Here is a 23,550-nt window from a genome sequence, read left to right on the forward strand (position 1 = left end):
TAATCGCGCGTCGCCCTCGATTTTCCGTGGATCTGACCGACGCTGTAGCGTCTTCTCTTTCCGAGGTGTAGCCGAGCGCGAGTGTCGATCATCAGGCCCCTGACCGAGATGCAGAAGCATCTCGCGATCCTCAATTCATCCGACAGGCTGCGAGCACTCCGCTCGACATCCCTGCTCGACAGCGAAACCGAGGAGCGGTTCGACCGATTGACCCGGCTCGTCGCGCGATCTCTCGGCGTCGCCGTCTCATTGGTCTCGCTGGTCGAGGACGACCGCCAGTTCTTCAAGAGCGAGTTCGGCCTCCCCGAACCCTGGAAAACCGCCCGCGAGACGCCGCTCACCCACTCGTTCTGCCAATATGTGGTGTCGTCCGAGCAGGCGCTGGAAGTGTCGGACGCGACGACCCATCCGCTGGTTCGCGACAATCGCGCGATCGACGATCTCGGCGTGCGTGCCTATCTCGGCCTTCCCCTGCGCGGACCGGGCGGCCATGTCCTCGGCTCGCTCTGCGCCATCGATGACACGCCGCGCGAATGGTCGGACGAGGACCGCCAGATCCTCGCCGACTTCGTTGCCCTGGTCGAAACGCAGATCAATGTCAGCTGGGCGCGCAACCTTGCCGAGAACGAGCGCATCTGGCGCGACATCCTCGACACCACGCCGCAAATGGTCTGGTCGGCGACGCCCGACGGCTCGCCCGACTATTACAACGAGCAATGGTACGCCTTCACCGGCATCCCGCACGGGGCGACCGACGGCGACGGCTGGACCGATGTCTTCCATCCCGACGATCGCGAGCGCTCGCTCAGCCGCTGGCGGCAATCCTGGCTGAGCGGCGAGCCCTACGAGATCGAATATCGGCTACGCCATCGCTCCGGCGAGTATCGCTGGACGCTCGGCCGCGGCGTGCCGCAACGCGACGAGACGGGTCAGATCAAGCGCTGGTTCGGCACCCTCACCGACATCCACGACCTCAAGCTCGCCGAGGAGCAGCGCGATCTCGTCACCCGCGAGCTGGCGCACCGCATCAAGAACATCTTCGCCCTGGTCGCGAGCCTCGTCTCGCTGTCCGGCCGCGCCTCGCCGGACAATGCCGAATTCGCCCGCGAGCTCAGCGGCCGCATCGTTGCGCTGGCTCGCGCCCATGATTGCGTCAGCCCCGGCACATTGGGCGACCGTCCGAACGATCCGCAATCACTCCGCCGCCTGCTCGAAACGCTGATCGAGCCGCATCGCGACCATGCCGGCACCCAGATCGCGGTCGTGGGCGATGATGCCGTCGTCGGTCATCAAACCGCGACCGGCGTCGCGCTGATCGTCCACGAGCTCGCGACCAATGCAGTCAAATATGGCGCCCTCTCGCCGCGCGGCGGCAGCATCGCCGTCGATTGCCGCGATCTCGGAAATCGCTTCGCCATCACCTGGCGCGAGGATTGCGCGGCCCCTGCAACCGATGCGCCGAACGAAATGGGCTTCGGCTCCGTCCTCATCGAACGCGCGGCGAAAGCCCAGCTCGGCGCATCGATTACACGCGAATGGGGCACGCGCGGCCTGACGCTTTCGATCGAGATCCCGGACGCTCAACTTGCGCAGTAGCACCCCCCGGGGGCCGATCCTGCTACTCTGGTCGGCCTTCCTCGGCGGCAGAAGGAACCCCGCGCGCAAATCCCGCGTTGGGCAGGAATCTTCGGCCCCACGACGGGTGAATCCCATGGAAGAGTTCTACGAGACGCAAGGCGGCACGACCGACAGCCCCGGGACCGTGCGGCTCTGGCGCTTCACGCCGCTCGCAAAAGATGACGACGGCCGCTGGCTCGGCGGCCCGATCTGGAGCGAAGTGATCGTGCGCGCGGAAACCAGCGGCCAGGCGATCCAGCTCGCATCCGACTGGGAGACCGAGACGCTCCGCCGTGAACTCGCGGTCGACATACCCAAAAGCGTGCTGATGGACCGCGGAAGCGCGCTCGCCGATCCGGCGCTCTATCAGATCGAGGAACTCCGCGATCCCGAGCCGCACGGCGGGCTCGGCGTCATCGGCCACGGCGAACCGCGCGCGCCGATCGAGGACCCGACCCTGCAGTCAAAGAACGCCGACCGCGACAACGAGGACGAGCTGATCGGCATCCGCGCCTATCAGATCTGGGTCGCCGAAGGCGAACCCGAAGGCCGCGAGGAGGAACACTGGCGCCGCGCCTGCGAGGAACTGGCGGCGGGCCATCCAGTCAGGAAATAACGGCCCTCGGCACGGCGCGGACCATTACCCGCGACCGGCCGAGAAAAGCCCGGCCTCGCGATAGGCGGTCATCGCCCGGTCGTAGAGGCCGATGTCCTCCCTCCCGCGCGCGACGAGCTGCGCGCCTTCTATAGCGGCGAAGATCGCCAGCGCCTGACCCCCGGCATCGCGCGCCCCGGCATCCGCGAGCACGCCCCTCAACCAATCGACATTCATCTCGATGAAACGCCCGACCTCGGCGCGCACCGGCTCCGGCAGGTCGCGATATTCCGCGGCCATGATCCCGCACAGGCACATCCGGTTGCCGTTTTCGAGCGCCGCGCGAAAGATCGCGACATAGTTCGCCAGCCGCGCCTCCAGCCCCGTCTCCTCGCCGGCGATCCGGCCGAGCCAGGCCTCGCCCTCCTCGGTATACCGCCGCGCGATCGCCGCCCCGAGATCCCCCTTGGTCGGGAAATGGTGGTGGATGCTGGCGCTCCTGATCCCCACCTCCTTGCCGAGTTCGCGGAAGCTCAGCGCGTTGTATCCATGCGCCTGCACGGTCAGCCGCGCCGCCGCCAGGATGTCCTCCCGCGTGTTCCGCTCCATTTCGCCACCTCGTCTATCTATCGATAGGTAGCCATTGACGCCGCGCCGGACAAGCTCTAAGTCGCAGTCTACCTATCGATAGATAGACGGAGAAAACAGATGATCATCTTTGACAGGCCGGGCTTCCCCAATCCGGCGCGCATCCGCATCGTCCTCGCCCACAAGGGGCTGGAGAGCGCGGTCCAGTTCGTGTCGGTCGATCTCATCGGCGCCGAACACAAGACGCCGGCCTTCCTGGAGAAGAACCCGTCCGGCGTCCTCCCCGTCCTGCAGCTCGACGACGGCACCTACATCTCCGAGGCGACCGCAATCACCGAATATCTCGACAATCTCGACGGCGAGCCCGCCCTCACCGGCCGCACCCCGAAGGAGAAGGCCGTCATCCACATGATGCAGCGGCGCGCCGAGGCCGAGGTTCTCGATCCCGTCGGCATCTACTTCCACCACGCCACGCCGGGCCTCGGCCCGCTGCTCCAGGTCCACAAGAGTCCCGATTGGGCCGGCCGGAAGGATTGGGGTGAGCGCAACGGCCAGCGCGCGCTGGCCGGCATGGCCGCGTTCGACGCGCTTCTGTCCCGCCAGGACTTCCTCGCCGGCGAGCACTTCTCCATGCCCGACATCACGCTCTACGCAGGCCTGATGTTCGCCGACGCCGCCGGCCTCGGCGTCCCGGATAATCTAGACCACCTGATCGCCTGGCGCGGCAGGGTGTCGGACCTGCCGAGCGTCAGGGAGCGGTCGGGGCAGGAGTTCGGGGCGGAGGATTTGCGGAGGTTGGGGTTTTGAGGGCGGCGGCCGAGGCCCTGCTGCCCCCGTCGGTAACACCAGCCTCACCACAGAGGAGGAGCATCCGCGCCTTGGATACGATGACTCACATGGACCAGAGAATGCGATAAACGCTAACTCATAGGAGCCCGCGCCTCGTTGGGCTCCGGGGTGTTGCTCTAATTATGCTGTACCAAGCAATCGCCGGACATTCTGCGACAGCACCATCAATGAATTATCGTAATTAAAATAAGTATCGGCGTTATTAAGCAATCTCGACAACCGATCGACCTCTCGTTTAGTTAGCGAACCTCCATTTTGTAAGAAATAATGTGCGCCATTAAAAAGTGTCGTATATGGATGCACGGCAATTCTATTCATTCTATTTTCTTGAGAGGCTGCCTCTCCCAGAACATTCAGAGCTTCCACAAAAGCGGAATTAAACCGACTAGAATTGAATTTCATTTCCTCGATAAGAACTTTGCCCAGCGTTGTCAGAGGATGAGGATGGCGCTCAACTTGGACGGCATGCTTCGCGTGCGCAATTGCTTGGACCAACAATTGAGCCTTCTCATCGCCCTTAGCCCTAGACGCTTGATCGAGCTTCAGCAACGCAAACTGTTCCCAGTATCGAGAGTTCCAGTCCCAGTAACGCTTCATTGCCAAAAAGAATTTTTCAGACTGTTCTGGAATCAAATTAATTACCACATCGTCGTAATTGAATAATCGACCTGCTAGAGAAGCTTCAGGGGTTCGGCGGATGATAGCGCGACGATTTACGTAAGAAGATAGATAAGCCCCGACGCGGCTATACACATCAAAAATCAAATCCTTGTCTTCGGCCGCGACGGTTCTAAGGATGTTTTCCGCCAAGACCGGATTTGCTGGAATCACATACTCGCGATGGTCGGACTCAGAAAATATTAAAGGGAGCATATCCCTTACATTCATCTGCTCGTCGAGCTTTTCAGCACCAAACGCCGAAACAAGGATATTGTATCGCAATCCTCCGTGAAAGCAGAAGAATGCAAGTGCGCACGCCAGATATCTTTCTCGCCTATCGTTGTCTGAATCACTAACCAGCGATTCAATTATTTTGGACACCGGCTTAAAATTTTGAAGAATTCGACACACTGCTATAGCGATCGAATCTGTTGTTAAATCAGACGAAAGTTTTTCTATGTTCTCGGCGTTTATCGGGACGCCAGTCATGCCATAGCCGTCCATTTTTAAAATTAGATCGCGCGCTTCAGTCGAGCGAAATTTTTCAAGGTGCCTGCGTTGAACTGGAATTCCACCCATACTCTTAAGAGCATGCGGCACCCGATAGGAACGTTCGGTACCTACAATTAAAAAATCGTCTCGGTGTATTTGACGATATAGCTCTGATATAGCTGATGCTGTATCAGCAAAATTATCACTGAATATAATAAATGGCTTCGTAAAAGAATTAAATATTTTCGAAGCTCGAGAGATATCTATGGCCGAAAGTTGATCACGGTTGAATACATGATTGCCTTCCGCCGCAAGATCATATATCGCACGCTTTACTAACGTCGTCTTCCCAGTTCCAGCGTTGTCTTCAAAAATGAGGAAATGAGAATTCTTATTTGGAGCCTTTAACGTATCTCTTATTTGCTGCTTCACCATTATGGTAGATGCACGCGAAACATCGCGGGATAACGCCAAGTCTGAAAACGAGGGCTCTCTACCAATATAAAAGCCTAACTCGGTGTTCTCTTTCGACTGCTCTGCTACAACATATCGAAAATCGGCGGAGAATAGTGCTAGCTGTGTCGCGTTCACACTCGTGTCGAATAACGCAATATCGAGCTTAGCATTGTTGCCCACCGGTAAGGGGCGTGCAGGAAATTCTGAATCAATAAGGTTTAGGAACTCCAGCAGAGTTCCGGGAAATAGCGTCAAGCCATGCCTTGCACATTCCGCCTCCGTCCCAGCATCAGGGAATGGCTCAATTAGGAATGAGGGGCCCCTATCTTTACGAGTACTGCTGGCAGAACGAGCGGCCAAGAAATATTCAAGATCAGGCTCTTCTAAACTTGTTCCCGCAATTATAAACGGCTCCGTGGCGATCGTTTGCGCAAGCACATTTACCCAATGATTGGACGGCCCAAGCGTCTTCGCATACTCGTTGAGCGAGAAAATATACCCATCATCTGGGGCGCCGACCCATCCGTGCACGTGAATGACTTGAACGATATTTATATCATCTGGATAAGCAAATGGCGATTTGTGAGTGAGAGGTACATACGTCTGTCGTTTGGAGGTATTATGCGGAACATTCTCTAACACGTCATCGATATTCAGCGAATATATGCTTCGCCAGAAAAATTCTGTAATTTTTCGAGCGGTGGGGCCCGGAGTGCAATCGGAAAGTTGCTCGGTAATATGTTTTTCCACCTCATCTGGTGTCAGTTGAGCGTAAGCTCTCGCCAAGGAAGAGGTTGGCTTCAGCTTTTTCAAAGCTACAAGTCTTTGCCGTAACGCATCGCCCCCGGGAAGCTGCGCCCCAGTGGAATCCAAACTATCAATACTTGCTCCCGCTCCGAGGAAGAGTGAATAGCGCCCTGCGAGCAATGTTTCTCGCATTTCGGTGAAATATTGACCCTCAAACTTCATGTCGCTCGTCCCCCAACGGTATGTAAATCCGGACAGCGCACTGCTCGCAACGGTTGTTGTGAGTTATCCAACCCAGACAGCTCCGGGAGCTGGAAACGAAATGATCATCACAGTCATATTGCCGGATCCTGACTGTCCGCTGGCCCACCGGCATTACCAGCCCCGGCGCACCCGCTAAGCTCCACCCCACTAGTCTCTCCGGAGCCACCCCATGGCCGGCTATTTCGGGACGCAGCGTCAGCAAGACCTGCAGGCGCAGGCTGAAAAGAACGTCGATCTCATCAAGGCGACACCCGGCGCGTGTCAGAACGGCCGCATGATCGGCGTCGACGATCTCGACGCGCTGGGATGGGACCGGATCGACGAATTCCTCGCGCGCGATGGCGTCTGCGGCTTCCGCCTCATCCCGGCGCACAGGGCCGGGGAGATCGGGGTCCGGCTGGCGGAGCGGAACTGTCGCTTCGATACCTGGGACCTGTTCCTCGCCGACCGGACGAGCGCGCTCGACGCCTGCGAGCCGATCCTGGCCGCCGGCCTGCCGGACGGCCTCTCCGACCTCGACCAGCCGACCGATCCGGAGGGCGACGACACCGCCCGCATCCAGGCGCTGATCGCCGAGGCCGGCGTGGTGCCGTTCTCCGGCTCGTTCCTGGTCGGGGCCTGCGGCCCGGCGGTGACGATGGCGGTCGGCGACCAGAACGGAGAAATCGTCGCGGCGGCGCACGGCTACATGCCGCACAATGCCCACAGCCCGTACCCAGGCCACGGCTGGGGCGGCCTCGTCGCGGTCGCCGGATCGCAGCAGGGCAAGGGCCTCGGCAAATACATCAACGCCCGCGTCCTCGTCGGCGTCCTCCGCGATCTCGGCGCGACCCACGTCTACGAGCTGATATCGGCCACGAACCTCCCCTCCCGCCGAATGGCCGAATCCTGCGGCCTCCGCCACGAACCCGGCCTCGTCTGCGGGATCGCGGCGCCGACGGAGAGCGGGAAGTTCACGAGGTAATGCCGCGGGCGACGCGGCGACTCTCTCCCCGACCCAACTCGGCTGTTGCCGAGTTGGGCACGTGGCATAGCCAAGTCGGAAACATCCGACTTGGCGAGGGAGAGAGCGGACTCGGGCCGGGAACCGGCCGAGCCGAGTGAGGGGGGACGCCGTAGGCGTTCCAATCCACGGCACAGTCTCGCCGCCATGTCCCCCTCATCCCGCTCGCGGTCTTCGCCCGCGAGTCGACCTTCTCCCACCAAGTCGGGTGTTCCCGACTTGGTCATCATACGAACTCGGCAACAGCCGAGTTCGTCGGGGAGAAGGTATCATCTTGACAATATTCCTATTCTCTGCTAGTCCTCAGCTCATCCTCACCCTGCGAGGGGCGCCAGCCAGGTACCGGCCGGCCGGCGCGGGATGAGGAGCGGCGCCTGCGGGCGGGGTCCGGAACCCCGCTCCCGGGAGGCCGGAGGATGTAGGACGACCGAGAAGGTCGTCTGACGAGCGGGCCCGTCGGGCACCATGACCCGTCCGTGCCTTGCACTGGGGACGAGCCGTGGTCTTCGAAGGCTCTCAAACCTTCGGCGGCCACAGGCCGTGGAAGCGCCCGCCTCCTCCGGACAGAAACGCCGTGCGTGGGGATGCGGATCGCGTCAACACACCAACACCAATCAGGATGCGACCGCATCCCCCGCTCCCTCCGAGGGAGCACTTTCCGAAGATCGCTGACGAAGCCAGGCGAGGCTGAGGCGCGCCCTCTCTCCCCGACGAGGGAGAGAGCGGACTCGGCCGGGAACCGGCCGAGCCGAGTGAGGGGGGACGCCGTAAGGCGTTCCGACCCACGGCACAGCCTCGCCGCCATGTCCCCCTCAACCCGCTCGCTGCGTCCTGCAGCGAGTCGACCTTCTCCCTCGTCGGGGAGAAGGCAACCAAACGAAAGGACCCCCCAAAATGCCCCGCACTCCCATCCCCCGCACCGATTTCGGCAACCGCCGCGATGCCGAGATCGCGATCCAGATCTTCTCCATCCTCTCCGGCCTCTGCGCTCACTGCCCGAACCCCGCCTGCCGGCGCTCGCGAAGCTGCGAATGGCGCCATCCGACCTGCCATGACCGCGCCCGCGCCGCCGGCTCGACCGACTTCGACGGCGCGCTGTCGGTCGCCGGAGAGATCGGCCTCCTCGCGCCGCTGCCCGACGATCCGGACGGCTCGAAGCACATCGAGAAGCTGGAGCTGCTGCGCGACCGCCTCGCCCGCGGACGCCGCCATGCGCTCCGGCATCCCGAAGAGTTCATGGCCCGACCCGCCCGCTAGACTTGCCCCTCATCGCCACCGCGCCTAGAAGGAGCCCATTCCAAAGAACAGCAGGAAGAGTTCCATGTCCGCACGCCCGTCCAACCGCGCGCCCGACGAAATGCGCCGTGTTTCCCTGGAGCGCGGCGTCGCCCGTTACGCCGAGGGCTCCTGCCTCGTGAAGTTCGGCGAGACGCACGTCATCGTCACCGCCTCGGTCGAGGAGCGCGCTCCGGCCTGGCTGCGCGGCTCCGGCAAGGGCTGGGTCACCGCCGAATATTCCATGCTGCCGCGCGCCACCCATGAGCGCACCCGCCGCGAGGTCACCTCCGGCAAGCCGTCCGGCCGCACCCAGGAAATCCAGCGCCTGATCGGCCGCTCGCTCCGCTCCGTCGTCGATCTCCGCGCGCTCAACGAGCGCCAGGTCACCGTCGACTGCGACGTCATCCAGGCCGACGGCGGCACCCGCACCGCCTCGATCACCGGCGCCTGGGTCGCGCTGCACGACTGCTTCCAGTGGATGCTGTCGCGCCAGATGATCCCGGTGAACCCGATGAAGGAAAACGTCGCCGCGATCTCGTGCGGCATCTTCGGCGGCGTGCCGGTGCTGGACCTCGACTACGCTGAGGATTCCAAGGCCGAGACCGACGCCAATTTCGTCATGACCGGCTCCGGCGGCATCGTCGAGGTGCAGGGCACGGCCGAAGGCGCGCCGTTCTCCGAGGACGAGCTGATGGGCATGCTCTCGCTCGCCAAGCAGGGTGTGGCCAAGCTCGTCGACCTGCAGAAGATGGCGGTCGCGTGACGAGACTGCTTCCTCCGGGTAGCCGCCTCGTCGTCGCGACGCACAATTCGGGCAAGCTCCGGGAATTCCGCGAACTCCTCGCGCCGTTCGATCTCGATCTCGTCTCGGCCGGCGAACTCGGCCTGCCCGAGCCGGACGAGACCGGTACGACCTATGCCGAGAACGCGCTGATCAAGGCGCAGGCCGCCGCCGATGCGAGCGGCCTTCCAGCGCTCGCCGACGATTCCGGGCTCGCGGTCCAGGCGCTCTGGGGCGCCCCGGGCATCTTCTCCGCCCGCTGGGCCGGTCCGTCGAAGGACTTCGGCGCCGCCATGCAGCGAATCGAGGACGATCTGCAGACCCGTGGCGCGATCTCGCCCGAGAAACGCCGTGCCGCCTTCATCGCCGCGCTCTGCCTCGCCCGTCCGGGCGACAAGCCGGTCGAGATCGAAGGATCAGTTGTGGGCGACCTCGTCTGGCCGCCGCGCGGCACGCAGGGTTTCGGCTATGATCCGGTCTTCCGCCCCGACGGGCACGAGCGGACCTTCGGCGAGATGGACGCGGACGAAAAGCATGGCGTCGACTGGCAGGCCCGCACCGGCCTGTCCCACCGCGCCCGTGCCTTCATCGCGCTCGCCGACCGCGTTTTCGGGACGAACGCGCGGTGAGCGAGGATCCCGGCTTCGGCGTCTACGTCCACTGGCCTTTCTGCGCCGCCAAATGCCCCTATTGCGACTTCAACTCCCATGTCCGCCACCAGCCGGTCGATGAGGCGCGCTTCGCCTCAGCCTTCGCCCGCGAGATCGACTATTTCGGTGCGCTGACGCCCCGCCGGACGGTCCGCTCGATCTTCCTCGGCGGCGGCACGCCCTCGCTGATGAAGCCGGAGACCGTCGCCTCGATCCTCGATGCGATCGCCAGGACCTGGCCGATGGAGGCGAATGCCGAGATCACGCTTGAGGCGAATCCGTCGAGCGTCGAGGCCGGCCGCTTCGCCGGCTATCGCGCCGCCGGCGTCAACCGCGTCTCGCTCGGCGTGCAGAGCTTCGACGACGGCGAGCTGAAGCGCCTCGGCCGCCTGCACAACGCGGCGGAAGCCTTCGAGGCGATCCGCATCGCCCAGTCGACCTTCGACCGCTCGTCCTTCGACCTGATCTACGCCCGCCCCGGCCAGACGCCGGAGATGTGGCGGGACGAGCTGACCGCCGCTTTGTCGCGCGCCGGCGAGCATCTGTCGCTCTACCAGCTTACCATCGAGGAAGGCACGCCCTACCAGGCGCTCTACGACGCCGGCAAGCTGAAGATGCCCGACGAGGATACCGCGCGGGCGCTGTGGGACGTCACGCAGGAAACCTGCGCCATGGCCGGAATGCCGGCCTACGAGATCTCCAACCACGCCCGCCCGGGCGCGGAGTCGCGGCACAACCTGCTTTACTGGCGCTCCGGCGAATGGGCCGGCATCGGCCCCGGCGCGCACTCGCGCATCGACATGATGGATGGCCGCCACGCCTTCTCGACCGAGCTCCAGCCGGAGCACTGGGCCGCGCGCGTGGAGCAGTCCGGCAACGGCGTCATCGTCGACGAGACGCTCGATCCGGTCGAGGTTTCCGACGAATATCTCCTGATGGGCCTGCGCCTCAGCGAAGGCATCGACATCGAGCGTTTCGAGAAGATCGCCGGCTACAGGCTCGACCCGGCGCGCATCCGCGACCTTGAGGAAAACGGCCTGATCAGCCGCCCGGCCCCCGGCCGGATCAATGTGACGCTGGAAGGCTTCCCTGTTCTCGACGCGGTAGTCGCCGACCTCGCCGCCTAGAGCCCCGCGACCGAGAAGCTGCCCTGGGCCGGGCTGACGACCTGAGCGCCGCCCGGCTGGACCTTCATCACCGCAAGCCCGCGATCGTTCAGGCCGGTCGGCTTCAGCCGGAAGATGCCGTCGATGCCCTTGAAGCCGGACGAGGCGGTCAGCGCCTGCGTGCCCAGGCCCGCGACGCCCTGCGCCTGCGTCAGCGCCGCCGCGAGCAGCACCGCGTCATAGGCGAGCGTCGCGGTGCGCACCGGCGCCTCGCCGAAGCGCGCCTGGTAGCGCTGCGAGAAGTTTGCCCATCCCGCCGAATCCGGACCGGCATAGAGCCCGCCAGCGAGAGCCGGCGAATTCAGCGTCTGCGGATCGTCCCACACGCCCGTACCGAGCAAGGTGATGCGCTTCAGATCGACACCGGAAGACTGCAGCATACCCGCAATGGCAGGAGCCTGGTCCGGCACGAGGATGGCGTCGATGCCCGAAGCCGACTGCGCGATCCGCGACACCGCCGCCTTCATCGCGCCCTGATCGCCGGCCTTGTAGCGCTCGAGCCCGACCACACGGCCGCCATTACGCGCCACGGCCTCCTGGAACGCGCCCTCGACAACGCTGCCATAAGCATCCTCCGGCAGGATGGCCGCGAAGGAGCGCTTACCGTTCTTCACCGAATAGGAGACGATCCGCTCGACGTCCGACTGCGGCAGAAAGCTCAGCAGATAGACGCCGCTCGCGGCAGCGCTGGCATCGGTCGAGAAGGCCAGCACCGGAATGTTCGACTGCTTGGCGACCTGCCCTGCTGCCGCGACGCCCTGCGCGAACAATGGCCCGAGGATGATCTGGGCACCCTCGCTCACCGCTTCCTGCGCAGCCTGGGCCGCACCCTGCGGCGTGCCGAGATCGTCCTTCACCACAAGCTGGAGGCTCGTTCCCTTGAATTCGCTGAGCGCCATCTCGCCGGCGTTCTTCATCGAGCGCGCCGCCGCGCCCGCGCCGCCGCTGGCCGAGAGCGGCAGGATCAGCACGGCCTTGGCTTGCGCGCCCTGCGTCTGCTGCGGCTGGCCGCCGTCGATCGCGTCGAGAGGCTGTGAGGTCACCGTTCCGGTCGGCGCGGAGAAGCCGCCGCCAGCCGTTCCTCGGTCGGTTCCGCCGAGGCAGGAGGCAAGCATAAGCGACACGCAGCCAATCGCCAGGAAGCGCAGGATGGTTCGCGATCGGTGTTCGGCGGGCATCTGGCCTCGCTGGCTCATGTTCGGCGGCAGCGGCATTTCGCCCGTCTGTCGCGCTCCGAGGCTTCCACGTGCATTGCCGATGCACCAGCCCCATCGTAACGTCTGTGTCCTTGGTAACCGACGGATTCCCTTATGCCAAGCCTGACCCGGCCGGGTTCCACGGCCAAGGCTGACGAGACGGCGCGCCGACGCGACTATTGGATAGATGGCCAGAAGCTGGAAGCGCCCCGCGCCGCGCACGGACTTCACATCGTCGCGACTCCAATCGGCAATCTTGGCGACATCACGCTTCGCGCCCTGGCGACGCTTGCGGGGGCCGATGCGATTCTCGCCGAGGACAGCCGCGTCACCCGCAAGCTCCTGACCCGGTTCGGCATCACAGCGCCGATCCTGCCTTATCACGAGCACAACGCCGCCGAGATGCGCCCCAAAGTGCTGGCGAGGCTGAAAGAGGGAGCCGCGCTCGCACTGGTCTCCGACGCCGGGACGCCGCTCGTCTCCGATCCGGGCTTCAAGCTGGTCCGCGCGGCCGTCGAGGAAGGCTATTCGGTCATTCCGATCCCCGGCCCCTCGGCCGTCCTCGCCGGCCTGACCGTCGCAGGCCTGCCCACCGACCGCTTTTTCTTCGAGGGCTTCCTGCCGCCGAAAAGCGCGGCGCGCCGCACCCGCGCCGCGGAAATCGCGAACGTGCCGTCAACGCTCGTCTTCTTCGAGACAGGTCCGCGCATCGCCGCGACTCTTGCGGACCTCAATTCTGTCCTCGGCCCGCGACAGGCCGCCGTCGCCCGCGAACTGACGAAGACCTTCGAAGAGGTCCGCCGAGGCACGCTTGCCGAATTGGCCGAAGCCTATTCCGACGCCGAGCGCCCTCCGAAAGGAGAGATCGTCCTTCTTGTCGGCCCGCCGCCTGAGGAAGAAGCGCCAGCCGGCGAGACGCTCGACGACGCGCTCAAGGCCGCCATGGCGACCTCGTCGCTCAAGGACGCGGTCGCCGAGGTCGCCAAGACCAGCGGCGTTCCCCGGCGCGAGGTCTACGCCCGTGCACTCGCCTTGTCGGAAGCGCGGAATTGACCGCGACACGCCATCTTCCTGACCCGGCACGCCGGGCGGCCTATGGCCTCGGCCTGCGTTCGGAGACGATCGCCGCTCTATTCCTGCGAATGAAGGGTTATCACGTGGTCGCCCGCCGGCACCAGACTCCGGTCGGCGAGATCGACCTCATCGTCCGGCGCGGCAGGACCGTGGCCTTCGTCGAGGTCAAGGCGCGCCCGACGCTCGATATGGCAGCGGAATCCATCCGCCTTTACCAACAATCGCGTATCGTTCGCGCCGCCGAGGCCTTCCTCTCGCGCAATCCTCGCTTAAATGGCTATGACCTTCGCTTCGACGCCGTGCTGATCGCGCCCGGCCGCCTGCCCCGCCACCTCCCGGCCGCGTTCGACGCCGGCCGCTGACCCGGAAGACCCAATGCCGCTCCGCGTAGCCGTCCAGATGGACCCGATCGACCGCATCAACATCGCGGGCGATTCAACCTTCGCGCTCCTGCTGGAGGCGCAGAGCCGCGGACACGAGTTGCACTATTACACGCCCGATCGGCTGGCCCTCGTCGGCAAGGACGGTTTCACGACCGCCGCGCCGCTCAAGGTCCGCGACGAGAAGGGCAATCACTTCGCTCTCGGCGATTTCGAGCGCCATGCGCTGAGCGATTTCGACGTGATCCTGCTCCGCCAGGACCCGCCCTTCGACCTCGCCTACATCACGACAACGCACATCCTCGAACGCGCACAGCCGAAGACGCTCGTCGTCAATGACCCGGCCGCCGTCCGCAACGCTCCCGAAAAGGTCTTCGTCACCGAGTTCCCGGACCTGATGCCGCCGACCTTGATCACCCGCGATCCCGCCGAGATCGCCCGCTTCCGCACCGAACAGGGCGAGATCGTCATGAAGCCGCTCTACGGCCATGGTGGCGCGGCGGTGTTCAAGGTCGGCCTGACCGACCAGAACTACGGCTCGCTGATCGACATGTTCTCGACGACCTGGCGCGAGCCCTGGGTCATCCAGAAATTCCTCCCCGCGGTCTCGAAGGGCGACAAGCGCATCATCATCGTCGACGGCGAGTTTGCCGGTGCCGTGAACCGCGTGCCGGCAGCCGACGATCTCCGGTCGAACATGGTGCGCGGCGGCCAGGCACAAGCCACGGAACTGACGCCTCGCGAGCGGGAGATCATCGAGCGTATCGGACCGTCCCTCCGCAAGATGGGCCTGCTCTTCGTCGGCATCGACGTGATCGGCGACTACCTCACCGAGATCAACGTCACCTCGCCGACTGGTTTGCGTGCGATCCAGCGTGTCGGCGGCCCGAACATCGCGGCGGTGATCTGGGACAAGATCGAGGCTAAGCGCGCTGCGGGCTGAGATGAATGTTCACTAAACGTTCTTGACCGTGACATCGATCTGAGTCAGCCTGCGTCCATCTTCCTTGGGGGAAGCTTTCCGTGGTCGCATTCGTCTCCACCGTCGCCTTTGAGGGCATCGAGGCAAAGCCTGTCGATGTGCAGGTGCAGATATCCTCGGGGATGCCTGCCTTCCTTGTCGTCGGACTTCCGGACAAGGCGGTGAACGAGGCGAAGGAGCGCGTCCGTGCAGCCCTCGTCGCGTCCGGCCTGTCGCTGCCTCCCAAGCGCATCATCATCAATCTGGCTCCCGCCGACCTGCCGAAGGAGGGATCGCACTACGACCTGCCGATCGCGCTCGGCCTGATGGCCGCGATCGGTGCCCTGCCGTCCGACGGAATCGCCGGGTACACCGTGCTCGGCGAGCTTTCCCTCGACGGCTCGATTTCCTCCGTCGCGGGCGTCCTGCCCGCCGCGATCGCCGCCAATGCGCGCGGCCATGGCCTGATCTGCCCCAAGGCAGACGGACCGGAAGCAGCCTGGGCCAGCGCCGACCTCGACATCCTTGCGCCCGTCTCCCTGATCCAGCTCGCGAACCACCTCAAGGGCACGCAGACCCTTTCGCGCCCGCGCCCGGGTCTGCGCGAACCGACGAGCGACCTGCCGGACCTTCGCGAGGTGAAAGGCCAGGAAAGCGCCAAGCGCGCATTGGAGATCGCCGCCGCCGGCGGGCACAATCTCATCATGGTCGGCCCGCCCGGATCGGGCAAAAGCATGCTGGCCGCCCGCCTGCCCTCGATCCTGCCGCCGCTCGAACCGCAGGAACTGCTCGAACTGGCGATGATCCGCTCGGTCGCGGGCGATCTCGCGGGAGGCGCCCTGTCGGACCGCCGGCCCTTCCGTGCACCGCATCATTCCGCGTCAATGGCCGCGCTGGTCGGCGGCGGAATCCGACCGCGTCCGGGCGAGATCGCTCTGTCGCATCACGGCGTGCTGTTCCTCGACGAGTTGCCGGAATTCCAGCCGAACGTGCTCGATGCGCTCCGTCAGCCGATGGAGACCGGCAATGTCGTCGTCGCCCGCGCCAATCACCGGATCACCTATCCGGCCCGCTTCCAGCTGATCGCCGCGATGAACCCGTGCAAGTGCGGCAAAGCCGGCGAACCGGGTCATGTCTGTGCCCGCGGCGTCCGCTGCGCGCAGGATTATCAGGCACGGCTGTCGGGCCCTCTCCTCGACCGCATCGATCTCCATCTCGACGTTCCGGCCGTCACCGCCGCCGATCTGCTTCTACCCGCGCCATCGGAAGGAAGCCGGGAGGTCGCCGCGCGCGTCGCCGCCGCCCGCGCGCTCCAACAGGTGCGGTATCAGGCCATGGGCGCAACGGGTCGTACCAACTCGGCCGTCAGCGCCACTCTCATCGAGGCCGCCGCCGCGCCGGATTCGGCGGGCATGCGCCTCCTGCGCGACGCGGCCGAGGCGATGAAGCTCTCCGCGCGCGGCTATCACCGGGTGCTGAAGGTCGCCCGCACCATCGCCGATCTCGATGGCGAGGAGCGGGTCGGACGCATTCATCTGGCGGAAGCCTTGTCGTACCGGACCCTCGTCGACCGTGTTCCGCTCGCCGCATAGGGCGCGAATCTGTTCGGAAGTCCCTTCCGCCGCTGTATCCGGCGCCGGGGTCTGCTAGCACACGGGGATGGACGCCTCGGTTCACACATCCCATCCCGGCCAGGACCACAAGGTCACGCCGATGATGGAGCAGTACATCGAGATCAAGACCGCCAATCCGGACTGCCTGCTGTTCTACCGGATGGGCGACTTCTACGAGCTGTTCTTCGAGGACGCGGAGCAGGCAAGCCGCGCGCTCGGCATCATGCTGACCAAGCGCGGCAAGCATCAGGGCGAGGACATCCCGATGTGCGGCGTGCCGGTCGAGCGCGCAGACGATTATCTCCAGCGGCTGATCGCGAAGGGCTTCCGCGTCGCCGTCTGCGAGCAGATCGAGGATCCCGCCGAGGCGAAGAAGCGCGGCGGCAAATCCGTTGTGAAGCGCGATGTCGTCCGTCTCGTCACACCAGGTACGCTGACCGAAGACGCACTCCTCGATCCACGCCGCTCCAACCGGCTGATTGCGCTGTCCCGCGTGCCGACCGGCGAGGACACCGCGCGGATCGGCATCGCCACCGTCGATATCTCGACCGGCGCCTTCATCGTCGAGGAAACCAGCCCGTCCAATCTCGCGACCGACATCGCCCGTCTCGATCCGGCTGAGATCGTCGTACCGGAAGCCATGCTGGACGACGAGCTTCTCGAAGCCATCATCCGCGGCGCGCGCGTCCCGATCGCGCCGGTCGCACGCGACATCACCGACGGCGCCACCGCCGAACGACGCCTGACCGAGGCTTTCGGCGTCACGACCTCGGCTGGCTTCGGCCAGTTGAGCCGGGCCGAACTCGCGGCTGGCGCGACCGCCGTCAGCTATATCGTCCGCACCCAGCGCGGCGCCCGGCCGCCGCTTTCGCCGCCGAAGCAGACCGGTCGCGACGACGTCCTCCACATCGATGGCGCGACCCGTGCAAGCCTCGAACTCACCCGCACCCTTGGCGGCGACCGCGCCGGCAGTCTGCTCCATGCCATCGACCGCACGGTCACCCCCGCCGGGGGCCGCCTGCTCGCCGACCGGCTGGCAAGCCCGCTGACCAGGCCCGGCTCCATCACCCAACGCCTCGACAGCGTCAGCCTCCTGGTCGAGGACGCACGCCTGCGCCGCGATCTCCGCGCGCTCCTCAAGGCGACGCCCGACCTCGTCCGCGCCGCGCAACGCCTCGCCTTCCGGCGCGGCGGCCCGCGCGACCTCGCTTGCGTCCGCGATGCATTGATCGCCGGGCGCGACGTGTCGACCGTGCTCGCGGGCCGCGACCTTCCCGCCGAGCTTGGTGCGATCCGCGAAAGCCTCGGCGCGCCCGATCCCAAAATCCTCGCCGCACTCGGCGACGCATTGGCCGAGACATTGCCGCTCCGCACCTCGGATGGCGGCTTTGTTCGGTCCGGCTATGATCCGGATCTCGACGCAGCGCGCGAGCTTCGCGACGAGTCTCGCAAGGTGATCGCCCAGCTCCAGACCCGCTATGCCGACGAGACCGGTCAGAGAACCCTCCGGGTCAAGCACACCAATTTCCTCGGCTTCTTCGTCGAGGTCCCGGCCCCCACCGGTGAAATCCTGCGCACGCCCCCATGGAACGCGACCTTCGTCCATCGCCAGACGCTGCAGGGCGCGATGCGGTTCTCGACGGTCGAGCTCTCCGACCTCGAACAGCGCATCGCCGCCGCCGGAGATCGCGCGCTGGCGATCGAAAGCGCGATCTTCGAGCGGCTGTCCCAAATCGTCATCGAGGCCGGTGACCCGCTGAAGGACCTATCGGACGCACTCGCCGCGCTCGATGTCGCCTCTGCTCTCGCGGAGCTTGCGGCCGACCGCTCCTATGTCCGGCCCGAAGTCGACCTCTCGCTCGATTTCACCATCGAGGGTGGCCGACATCCCGTGGTCGAACAGGCGCTCAACGGCGCGCCCTTCATTGCCAATGGCTGCGATCTCACGCCGTCCGCAAGCGCCGAGAATGGCCGGATTTGCATGATCACCGGTCCGAACATGGGCGGTAAGTCGACCTATCTCCGGCAGAACGCGTTGATCGCGATCCTCGCCCAGATTGGCAGTTTCGTACCGGCGAGTTCCGCCAGGATCGGCGTCGTCGACCGCCTGTTCAGCCGCGTCGGTGCGGCCGACGATCTCGCGCGCGGCCGTTCGACCTTCATGGTCGAGATGGTCGAGACGGCCGCGATCCTCAATCAGGCCGGCGAGCGCTCGCTCGTCATTCTCGACGAGATCGGTCGCGGCACCTCGACCTTCGACGGCCTGTCGATCGCCTCCGCGACCGTGGAGCACCTGCACAATTCGAACGGCTGCCGCGCACTCTTCGCGACCCATTTCCACGAGCTAACGGAATTGTCGAAGCGCCTGCCACGCCTGTTCAACGCGACGATGCGCGTGGCCGAATGGAAGGGCGACGTCGTGCTATTGCACGAAGTCGTGCCGGGCGTTGCCGACCGCTCCTACGGAATCCAGGTCGCCAAGCTCGCCGGCCTGCCGGCTTCGGTCGTCGAGCGGGCCAAGACCGTGCTGGCCGAGCTTGAAAGCGCCGACCGCACAGGCAAGCGGGGAAAACCTGTCAGCGATCTGCCGCTGTTCTCCATCGCCGCCGCCGCACCTCCGCCGTCCGCACCGGAGCCAGAGTCAGATCCATCTCTGGACGCCCTGGATGGGATCGACCCCGACGATCTCACCCCGCGCGCGGCGCTGGAGGCGCTCTATCGCCTAAAGGCTCTCCGCAAGAGTGCATCGCGGGAGTTTCCGCGAGATGCGCGGGCGTCTAAGAAGGACAGATGAACGTCTCTTTTCGCGCGCTCGAACCGCAAGGCATCCCGGTCACGATCGACCGCGCTTCGCTCGATGCCGAACTCGATCGTCTGGCGACGGAATTCAAGGGCGATCTCCAGGGCCGCGACGTGGCGGTCAAGACCCTGCTGAAAGCCGCTCTCGCGCACGGCCGCAATGCCGCGCGCGAACGGCTCGACAAGAACAATGATGGGCGGATCTGCGCGCAGGACATCTCGAACCAGATGGACGAGGTGATCCGGGCGCTGCATCGCTATGTCCTGACCCACATCCACCCTCCGGTGGCCAACCCGGCGCCCAGCGAGCGGCTGGAAGTCATCGCGGTCGGCGGCTACGGCCGCGGAATGCTGGCACCAGGCTCGGACATCGACCTCCTCTTCCTGTTCCCGAACAAACCGACCCCTTGGGGCGACGCCGTCATCGAGGCGATGCTCTATGTGCTCTGGGACCTCGGCCTGAAGATCGGCCATGCCGCGCGTGGCCTGGACGAATGTATCAAGCTTGCGCGGGCAGACATCACGATCCGCACGGCCATCCTTGAGGCACGCCGGATCTGCGGCGACGAAGGCCTGGCGGATATGCTCGCGCATCGCTTCGACAAGGAGGTCGCCCACGGCACCGCGCTCGAATTCGTGACAGCCAAGCTGGCCGAGCGCGACGAGCGCTACAAGCGCACGGATACGTCGCGCTATGTCGTCGAACCGAACGTCAAGGAAGGCAAAGGTGGCCTCCGCGACCTCCACACGCTCTTCTGGATCGCCAAATACGTCTACGGCGTCCGCGACGTTTCCGACCTCGTCGAGGCCAGCCTCTTCACCCGGGAAGAGTTGAAGACTTTCATCAAGGCAGAAGACTTCCTCTGGGCGGTCCGCTGCCACCTGCACTTCGTGACCAACCGCGCCGAGGACCGGCTTAGCTTCGAATACCAGCCTGAGATCGCCGCCAAGCTCGGCTACCAAGTCCATCCGGGCCAGCAGGCGGTCGAGCGCTTCATGAAGCACTATTTCCTTGTCGCGAAGGATGTCGGCGATCTCACCGCCATCGTCTGTGCTGCCATGGAGCAGCGCCACGCAAAGCGTCCGCCGAAGCTCGACCGACTGTTCAGCCGCTGGTCGCGCTCGCGCCGCCGCGCCCTTCCGAAGACGCCCGATTTCCGCATCGAGAACGAGCGGCTGACCGTCGTCGACGATCACGTCTTCGTCCGCGATCCGGTCAATCTGATCCGGTTTTTCCAGGTCGCCGATCGCGAGGACGTCGCGCTGCATCCCGACGCGATGCATCTCATCACGCGCTCGTTGAAACTGATCGATCGCGACCTCCGGGATAACGCCGAGGCCAACCGCCTCTTCCTCGAGATCCTGACCTCGCGCAACGCGCCTGAAACAGTGCTACGCCGCATGAACGAGACCGGCGTGCTCGGCCGCTTCATCCCCGACTTCGGCAAGGTCGTGGCGATGATGCAGTTCAACATGTATCACCACTATACGGTGGACGAGCACTTGATCCGCTCGGTCGGCATCCTAGCGGAAATGGATGCGGGGACGCTGAAGGACGAGCACCCGCTTTCCGCCGAAGTATTGCCGACGATCGCCCAGCGCACGGCGCTTTATGTCGCGACCTTGCTCCACGACGTCGCGAAGGGCCGGCCGGAAGATCATTCGATCGCGGGCGCGAAGATCATGCGCCGCCTCGGGCCCCGCCTCGGACTCTCGGCCGCAGACACAGAAACGGCGTCATGGTTGATCGAGCATCACCTCCTGATGTCGAACACCGCGCAGTCGCGCGACATTTCCGATCGCAAGACGATCGAGGCCTTTGCCGCGACGGTGCAGACGCTGGAGCGGCTGAAAATGCTGCTCGTGCTCACAGTCAGCGACGTCAAGGCCGTCGGTCCCGGCGTCTGGAACGGTTGGAAGGGCCAGCTCTTCCGGACGCTCTACTGGGAGACCGAGCTCGTTCTTACCGGCGGCCATTCGGCGGCGGACCGCAACGATCGTGTCCGCATGGCCAAACAGGAGACGCGTGACGCGCTGTCGGCGGATTGGAAAGAGAGCGAGATCGACTCCTATCTGGGCCGCCATTACGCACCTTATTGGCTCAAGGTCGATCCGGAACGCCGTGTCGCCCATGCCCGTTTCCTTCAACAGGCTGAGAACGAAGACAAGAGCGTCGCGACCATGTTCACCAGCGACGCTTTCCGGGGCGTCACTGAAATCACGGTGCTGGCGCAGGACCATCCTCGCCTTCTGGCGGTCATCGCCGGCGCCTGCGCGGCGACCGGGGCGAACATCGTCGACGCCTATATCAACACCACGACCGACGGCCTCGCCCTCGACTCGATCTTCATCGATCGGGCCTATGACGAGAACGAGGATGAGAACCGACGTGCACAACGCGTGGCCACCACGATCGAACGTGCACTCCGCGGCGAGCTGTGGCTGACCGATGCCATGCAGAAGAAGGCGGAGCAGCGGAGCCGCCGGACCAAGGCCTTCGATATCGAGCCGCAGATCGTCGTCACCAATGACTGGTCGGACCGCTATACGGTGATCGAGATTTCCGGCCTCGACCGGCCGGGTCTCCTCTACGACCTGACCTCGACGGTCTCCCAGCTCAATCTCAACATCGCCTCGGCGCATGTGGTGACGTTCGGCGAGAAGGCGGTCGACACGTTCTATGTGACCGATCTCACCGGCTACAAGATCACGAGCGAGGTCAGGCAGGCCACGATCCGGCGCGAATTGCTGGCCGTCTTCGATCCGGCGAACGGCTAGTTCAGCTCGATCTGCATGAAGACGAGATCGAGAAGGCGGCCGAACTTCCGGCCGACCTTGTCGAGCTTTCCGGTCGTCCTGAATCCGAAAGCCTCGTGCAGCGCGATCGAGGCCTTGTTCTCCGAATCGATCGCTGCGACCATCACGTCCTTGCCGATACCGCGCGCCGCCTCCATCAAGGCGACGAGCAAGGCCTTTCCGACACCGCGGCGACGGGCATTGGGGCCGATATAGAGCGAATGCTCGACCGTTCCGCGAAAGCCTTCGAACGCCCGGAAATCGCCGAAGCTGCCATAACCCAGCACCTCGCCGTTTTCGGCCGCAACAAGGATCGGATATCCCTGTCGGCGTCGCATCTCGAACCAGGCCTGCCGATCCTCCAGGGTCGATACGTGATCGACCCAGATCGCGCTCGAGTTCTCGATGGCATCATTGTAGATCGCGAGGATGGTCGGAAGGTCGGCCTCGGTCGCCGCGCGGATCTCTACCATATGACTGCCACTCAGCCTCTCGGTAGAAGCCCCACCTCGCGGTAGAACCGCTCGGCGCCCGGGTGAAGTGGGAGGCCGAGCCCGCTCGGCGCCGTCTCCGGCCGGATCATCTTTCCCTTTGCGTGGCCATTGTCGAGCAGCTTGCGGGTGTTGTTGTTCCAGAGCGCCCTGGTCACGGCATAAATCAGATCGTCCGGCTGCGTTTCGCTGGTCACCAGCAACGCGTTGACGCTCAGCGTCTTGGCTTCGTATCCGACCCCCGCATAGGTTCCCGCCGCGATCTTGTCCCGCGCGAAATATATGTGCTCCCGCAACACCTTCTCCGCCTCAGGCCCGTCGAGCGGCACGAGGTCGATGCCGACCGAAGAGGACAGTTCGGCGATCGCCGTCACCGGGGAGCCGCCAATGAAGAAGAAGGCGTCAAGGCTACCGGCGCGGAGCTGCGCCCCGGCGACATCGGGCTTCATGTAGCTGATGTTGAAATCCTTCTCGGTGACGCCGTAGGCCTGCAGAACGATGCGGGCATCGATCAGACTGCCAGACCCGGGCTCATCGAGCGCGACGCGCTTGCCCTTGAGATCGCGGACATTGGCAATGCCCGCACCACGGCGTGCCACGACGTGGAAGGTCTCCGGGTAGAGATTAGCGATCGCCCGCAATTCGGTGACGCGCGGCTTGCCCTCGAAGACGCCCGTCCCTTCATGAGCCCAGTGCGCGACATCGGACTGCGTCAGTCCGGCCTCGATCTCGCCCTTCTGGATGCCTTCGATGTTGGCGACGGAGCCGTTCGTCGCCAGCGCGACGGCGACCAGACCCGGCACGCCGCAGGAGCCGCCGTCATGGCACGGCCGGCTGCCCGGCGGATTGGAAATGGCATTGGCGATCAGTCCGCCAATCGGGAAATAGGTGCCCGCCGTCCCGCCGGTGCCGATACGGAAGAACTTCATCGCCTGGGCATGGACGTCGAATGCGGCACCGATCGCAATCGCGACGATCAGCGCAAGGGCGGCATTGCGGGTCCAGGCGAGATTGATCATGTTCCTCTCTAAGGTTCCGTCATGCACTCATTGCATGAGGAAAAAGCGGAAACAATGAGCCGATTGATCTGGAAC

General features: G+C 64.5%; 19 protein-coding genes. 14 read left to right on the top strand and 5 right to left on the bottom strand.

What is annotated here, in order from left to right; translation table 11 throughout:
• Positions 1-81: 81 nt before the first annotated feature.
• Positions 82-1,596, top strand: coding sequence for a sensor histidine kinase (locus tag ACFPFW_RS06070; protein ID WP_114957066.1), 1,515 nt, complete (start codon positions 82-84; stop codon positions 1,594-1,596).
• A 115-nt stretch (positions 1,597-1,711) separates the two neighbouring features.
• The gene (locus ACFPFW_RS06075; RefSeq protein WP_379769847.1) at positions 1,712-2,233 is read left to right on the top strand and encodes a DUF2934 domain-containing protein; all 522 of its coding nucleotides are present in this window, start codon (positions 1,712-1,714) and stop codon (positions 2,231-2,233) included.
• Positions 2,234-2,257: 24 nt separating this feature from the next.
• Here ACFPFW_RS06075 and ACFPFW_RS06080 read toward each other — a convergent pair whose 3' ends face one another.
• On the bottom strand, positions 2,258-2,821 hold the full coding sequence (locus ACFPFW_RS06080; protein WP_114957067.1) for a TetR/AcrR family transcriptional regulator: 564 nt from the start codon (positions 2,819-2,821) through the stop codon (positions 2,258-2,260).
• A gap of 99 nt (positions 2,822-2,920) precedes the next feature.
• Between ACFPFW_RS06080 and ACFPFW_RS06085 the strand changes: the two genes are divergently transcribed.
• A complete protein-coding gene (locus ACFPFW_RS06085; protein WP_114957068.1) occupies positions 2,921-3,607 on the top strand; it encodes a glutathione S-transferase family protein in 687 nt (228 codons plus the stop codon).
• Between the two features lie 162 nt (positions 3,608-3,769).
• Here ACFPFW_RS06085 and ACFPFW_RS06090 read toward each other — a convergent pair whose 3' ends face one another.
• A complete protein-coding gene (locus ACFPFW_RS06090; RefSeq protein ID WP_114957069.1) occupies positions 3,770-6,226 on the bottom strand; it encodes a P-loop NTPase in 2,457 nt (818 codons plus the stop codon).
• A 211-nt stretch (positions 6,227-6,437) separates the two neighbouring features.
• Between ACFPFW_RS06090 and ACFPFW_RS06095 the strand changes: the two genes are divergently transcribed.
• The 5 genes from ACFPFW_RS06095 (at position 6,438) to hemW (ending at position 11,107) form a co-directional block, all read left to right on the top strand.
• Positions 6,438-7,232, top strand: a complete 795-nt coding sequence (locus ACFPFW_RS06095; protein ID WP_114957070.1) for a GNAT family N-acetyltransferase — start codon at positions 6,438-6,440, stop codon at positions 7,230-7,232.
• A 933-nt stretch (positions 7,233-8,165) separates the two neighbouring features.
• Positions 8,166-8,528, top strand: a complete 363-nt coding sequence (locus ACFPFW_RS06100) for a hypothetical protein (RefSeq protein WP_114958362.1) — start codon at positions 8,166-8,168, stop codon at positions 8,526-8,528.
• Between the two features lie 64 nt (positions 8,529-8,592).
• Positions 8,593-9,312, top strand: a complete 720-nt coding sequence (gene rph / locus ACFPFW_RS06105; RefSeq protein ID WP_114958363.1) for a ribonuclease PH — start codon at positions 8,593-8,595, stop codon at positions 9,310-9,312.
• A 5-nt stretch (positions 9,313-9,317) separates the two neighbouring features.
• Positions 9,318-9,959 carry an RdgB/HAM1 family non-canonical purine NTP pyrophosphatase gene (gene rdgB, locus ACFPFW_RS06110; RefSeq protein WP_114958422.1) on the top strand — a complete coding sequence of 214 codons (642 nt, stop codon included), beginning with the start codon at positions 9,318-9,320 and terminating at the stop codon, positions 9,957-9,959.
• The gene (hemW, locus tag ACFPFW_RS06115; RefSeq protein ID WP_114958364.1) at positions 9,956-11,107 is read left to right on the top strand and encodes a radical SAM family heme chaperone HemW; all 1,152 of its coding nucleotides are present in this window, start codon (positions 9,956-9,958) and stop codon (positions 11,105-11,107) included. The genes rdgB and hemW overlap by 4 nt, the downstream gene beginning before the upstream one ends.
• On the opposite strand, the gene ACFPFW_RS06120 is transcribed toward hemW, so the two are convergent.
• Positions 11,104-12,324, bottom strand: a complete 1,221-nt coding sequence (locus ACFPFW_RS06120; protein ID WP_379769853.1) for a penicillin-binding protein activator — start codon at positions 12,322-12,324, stop codon at positions 11,104-11,106. The two genes, hemW and ACFPFW_RS06120, sit on opposite strands and share 4 nt — an antisense overlap.
• A gap of 132 nt (positions 12,325-12,456) precedes the next feature.
• Between ACFPFW_RS06120 and rsmI the strand changes: the two genes are divergently transcribed.
• From rsmI to ACFPFW_RS06150, 6 genes are all read left to right on the top strand, one after another.
• Positions 12,457-13,395 carry a 16S rRNA (cytidine(1402)-2'-O)-methyltransferase gene (gene rsmI, locus ACFPFW_RS06125; protein WP_114958365.1) on the top strand — a complete coding sequence of 313 codons (939 nt, stop codon included), beginning with the start codon at positions 12,457-12,459 and terminating at the stop codon, positions 13,393-13,395.
• Positions 13,392-13,778 (top strand): YraN family protein, encoded by a 387-nt coding sequence (locus ACFPFW_RS06130; protein WP_114958366.1) that lies wholly within the window; start codon positions 13,392-13,394, stop codon positions 13,776-13,778. Before rsmI ends, ACFPFW_RS06130 begins: the two co-directional genes overlap by 4 nt.
• Before the next feature lie 13 nt (positions 13,779-13,791).
• On the top strand, positions 13,792-14,739 hold the full coding sequence (gene gshB / locus ACFPFW_RS06135) for a glutathione synthase (protein ID WP_114958367.1): 948 nt from the start codon (positions 13,792-13,794) through the stop codon (positions 14,737-14,739).
• An 80-nt stretch (positions 14,740-14,819) separates the two neighbouring features.
• Positions 14,820-16,349, top strand: a complete 1,530-nt coding sequence (locus tag ACFPFW_RS06140; protein WP_114958368.1) for a YifB family Mg chelatase-like AAA ATPase — start codon at positions 14,820-14,822, stop codon at positions 16,347-16,349.
• Positions 16,350-16,416: 67 nt separating this feature from the next.
• Positions 16,417-19,164 (top strand): DNA mismatch repair protein MutS, encoded by a 2,748-nt coding sequence (mutS, locus tag ACFPFW_RS06145; RefSeq protein WP_114958369.1) that lies wholly within the window; start codon positions 16,417-16,419, stop codon positions 19,162-19,164.
• A complete protein-coding gene (locus ACFPFW_RS06150) occupies positions 19,161-21,947 on the top strand; it encodes a [protein-PII] uridylyltransferase (protein ID WP_114958370.1) in 2,787 nt (928 codons plus the stop codon). The genes mutS and ACFPFW_RS06150 overlap by 4 nt, the downstream gene beginning before the upstream one ends.
• Here the strand turns inward: ACFPFW_RS06150 and ACFPFW_RS06155 are convergent.
• Both ACFPFW_RS06155 and ACFPFW_RS06160 read right to left on the bottom strand, forming a co-directional pair.
• Positions 21,944-22,438 carry a GNAT family N-acetyltransferase gene (locus ACFPFW_RS06155; RefSeq protein ID WP_114958371.1) on the bottom strand — a complete coding sequence of 165 codons (495 nt, stop codon included), beginning with the start codon at positions 22,436-22,438 and terminating at the stop codon, positions 21,944-21,946. The two genes, ACFPFW_RS06150 and ACFPFW_RS06155, sit on opposite strands and share 4 nt — an antisense overlap.
• Before the next feature lie 11 nt (positions 22,439-22,449).
• Positions 22,450-23,475, bottom strand: coding sequence for a TAXI family TRAP transporter solute-binding subunit (locus ACFPFW_RS06160; RefSeq protein ID WP_114958372.1), 1,026 nt, complete (start codon positions 23,473-23,475; stop codon positions 22,450-22,452).
• Positions 23,476-23,550 lie beyond the last annotated feature (75 nt).

The organism is Flaviflagellibacter deserti (genome assembly GCF_042652085.1).
GTDB classification, from domain to species: Bacteria; Pseudomonadota; Alphaproteobacteria; order Rhizobiales; family Methylopilaceae; genus Flaviflagellibacter; species Flaviflagellibacter deserti.

Excerpts from the sequence above, each read along its gene's own strand:
- ACFPFW_RS06075 (WP_379769847.1), top strand. The coding sequence starts at position 1,712 with ATGGAAGAGTTCTACGAGACGCAAGGCGGCACGACCGACAGCCCCGGG.
- ACFPFW_RS06080 (WP_114957067.1), bottom strand. The coding sequence starts at position 2,821 with ATGGAGCGGAACACGCGGGAGGACATCCTGGCGGCGGCGCGGCTGACC.
- ACFPFW_RS06085 (WP_114957068.1), top strand. The coding sequence starts at position 2,921 with ATGATCATCTTTGACAGGCCGGGCTTCCCCAATCCGGCGCGCATCCGC.
- ACFPFW_RS06090 (WP_114957069.1), bottom strand. The coding sequence starts at position 6,226 with ATGAAGTTTGAGGGTCAATATTTCACCGAAATGCGAGAAACATTGCTC.
- ACFPFW_RS06095 (WP_114957070.1), top strand. The coding sequence starts at position 6,438 with ATGGCCGGCTATTTCGGGACGCAGCGTCAGCAAGACCTGCAGGCGCAG.
- ACFPFW_RS06100 (WP_114958362.1), top strand. The coding sequence starts at position 8,166 with ATGCCCCGCACTCCCATCCCCCGCACCGATTTCGGCAACCGCCGCGAT.
- rph (WP_114958363.1), top strand. The coding sequence starts at position 8,593 with ATGTCCGCACGCCCGTCCAACCGCGCGCCCGACGAAATGCGCCGTGTT.
- ACFPFW_RS06120 (WP_379769853.1), bottom strand. The coding sequence starts at position 12,324 with ATGCCCGCCGAACACCGATCGCGAACCATCCTGCGCTTCCTGGCGATT.
- rsmI (WP_114958365.1), top strand. The coding sequence starts at position 12,457 with ATGCCAAGCCTGACCCGGCCGGGTTCCACGGCCAAGGCTGACGAGACG.
- gshB (WP_114958367.1), top strand. The coding sequence starts at position 13,792 with ATGCCGCTCCGCGTAGCCGTCCAGATGGACCCGATCGACCGCATCAAC.
- mutS (WP_114958369.1), top strand. The coding sequence starts at position 16,417 with ATGGACGCCTCGGTTCACACATCCCATCCCGGCCAGGACCACAAGGTC.
- ACFPFW_RS06150 (WP_114958370.1), top strand. The coding sequence starts at position 19,161 with ATGAACGTCTCTTTTCGCGCGCTCGAACCGCAAGGCATCCCGGTCACG.
- ACFPFW_RS06155 (WP_114958371.1), bottom strand. The coding sequence starts at position 22,438 with ATGGTAGAGATCCGCGCGGCGACCGAGGCCGACCTTCCGACCATCCTC.
- ACFPFW_RS06160 (WP_114958372.1), bottom strand. The coding sequence starts at position 23,475 with ATGATCAATCTCGCCTGGACCCGCAATGCCGCCCTTGCGCTGATCGTC.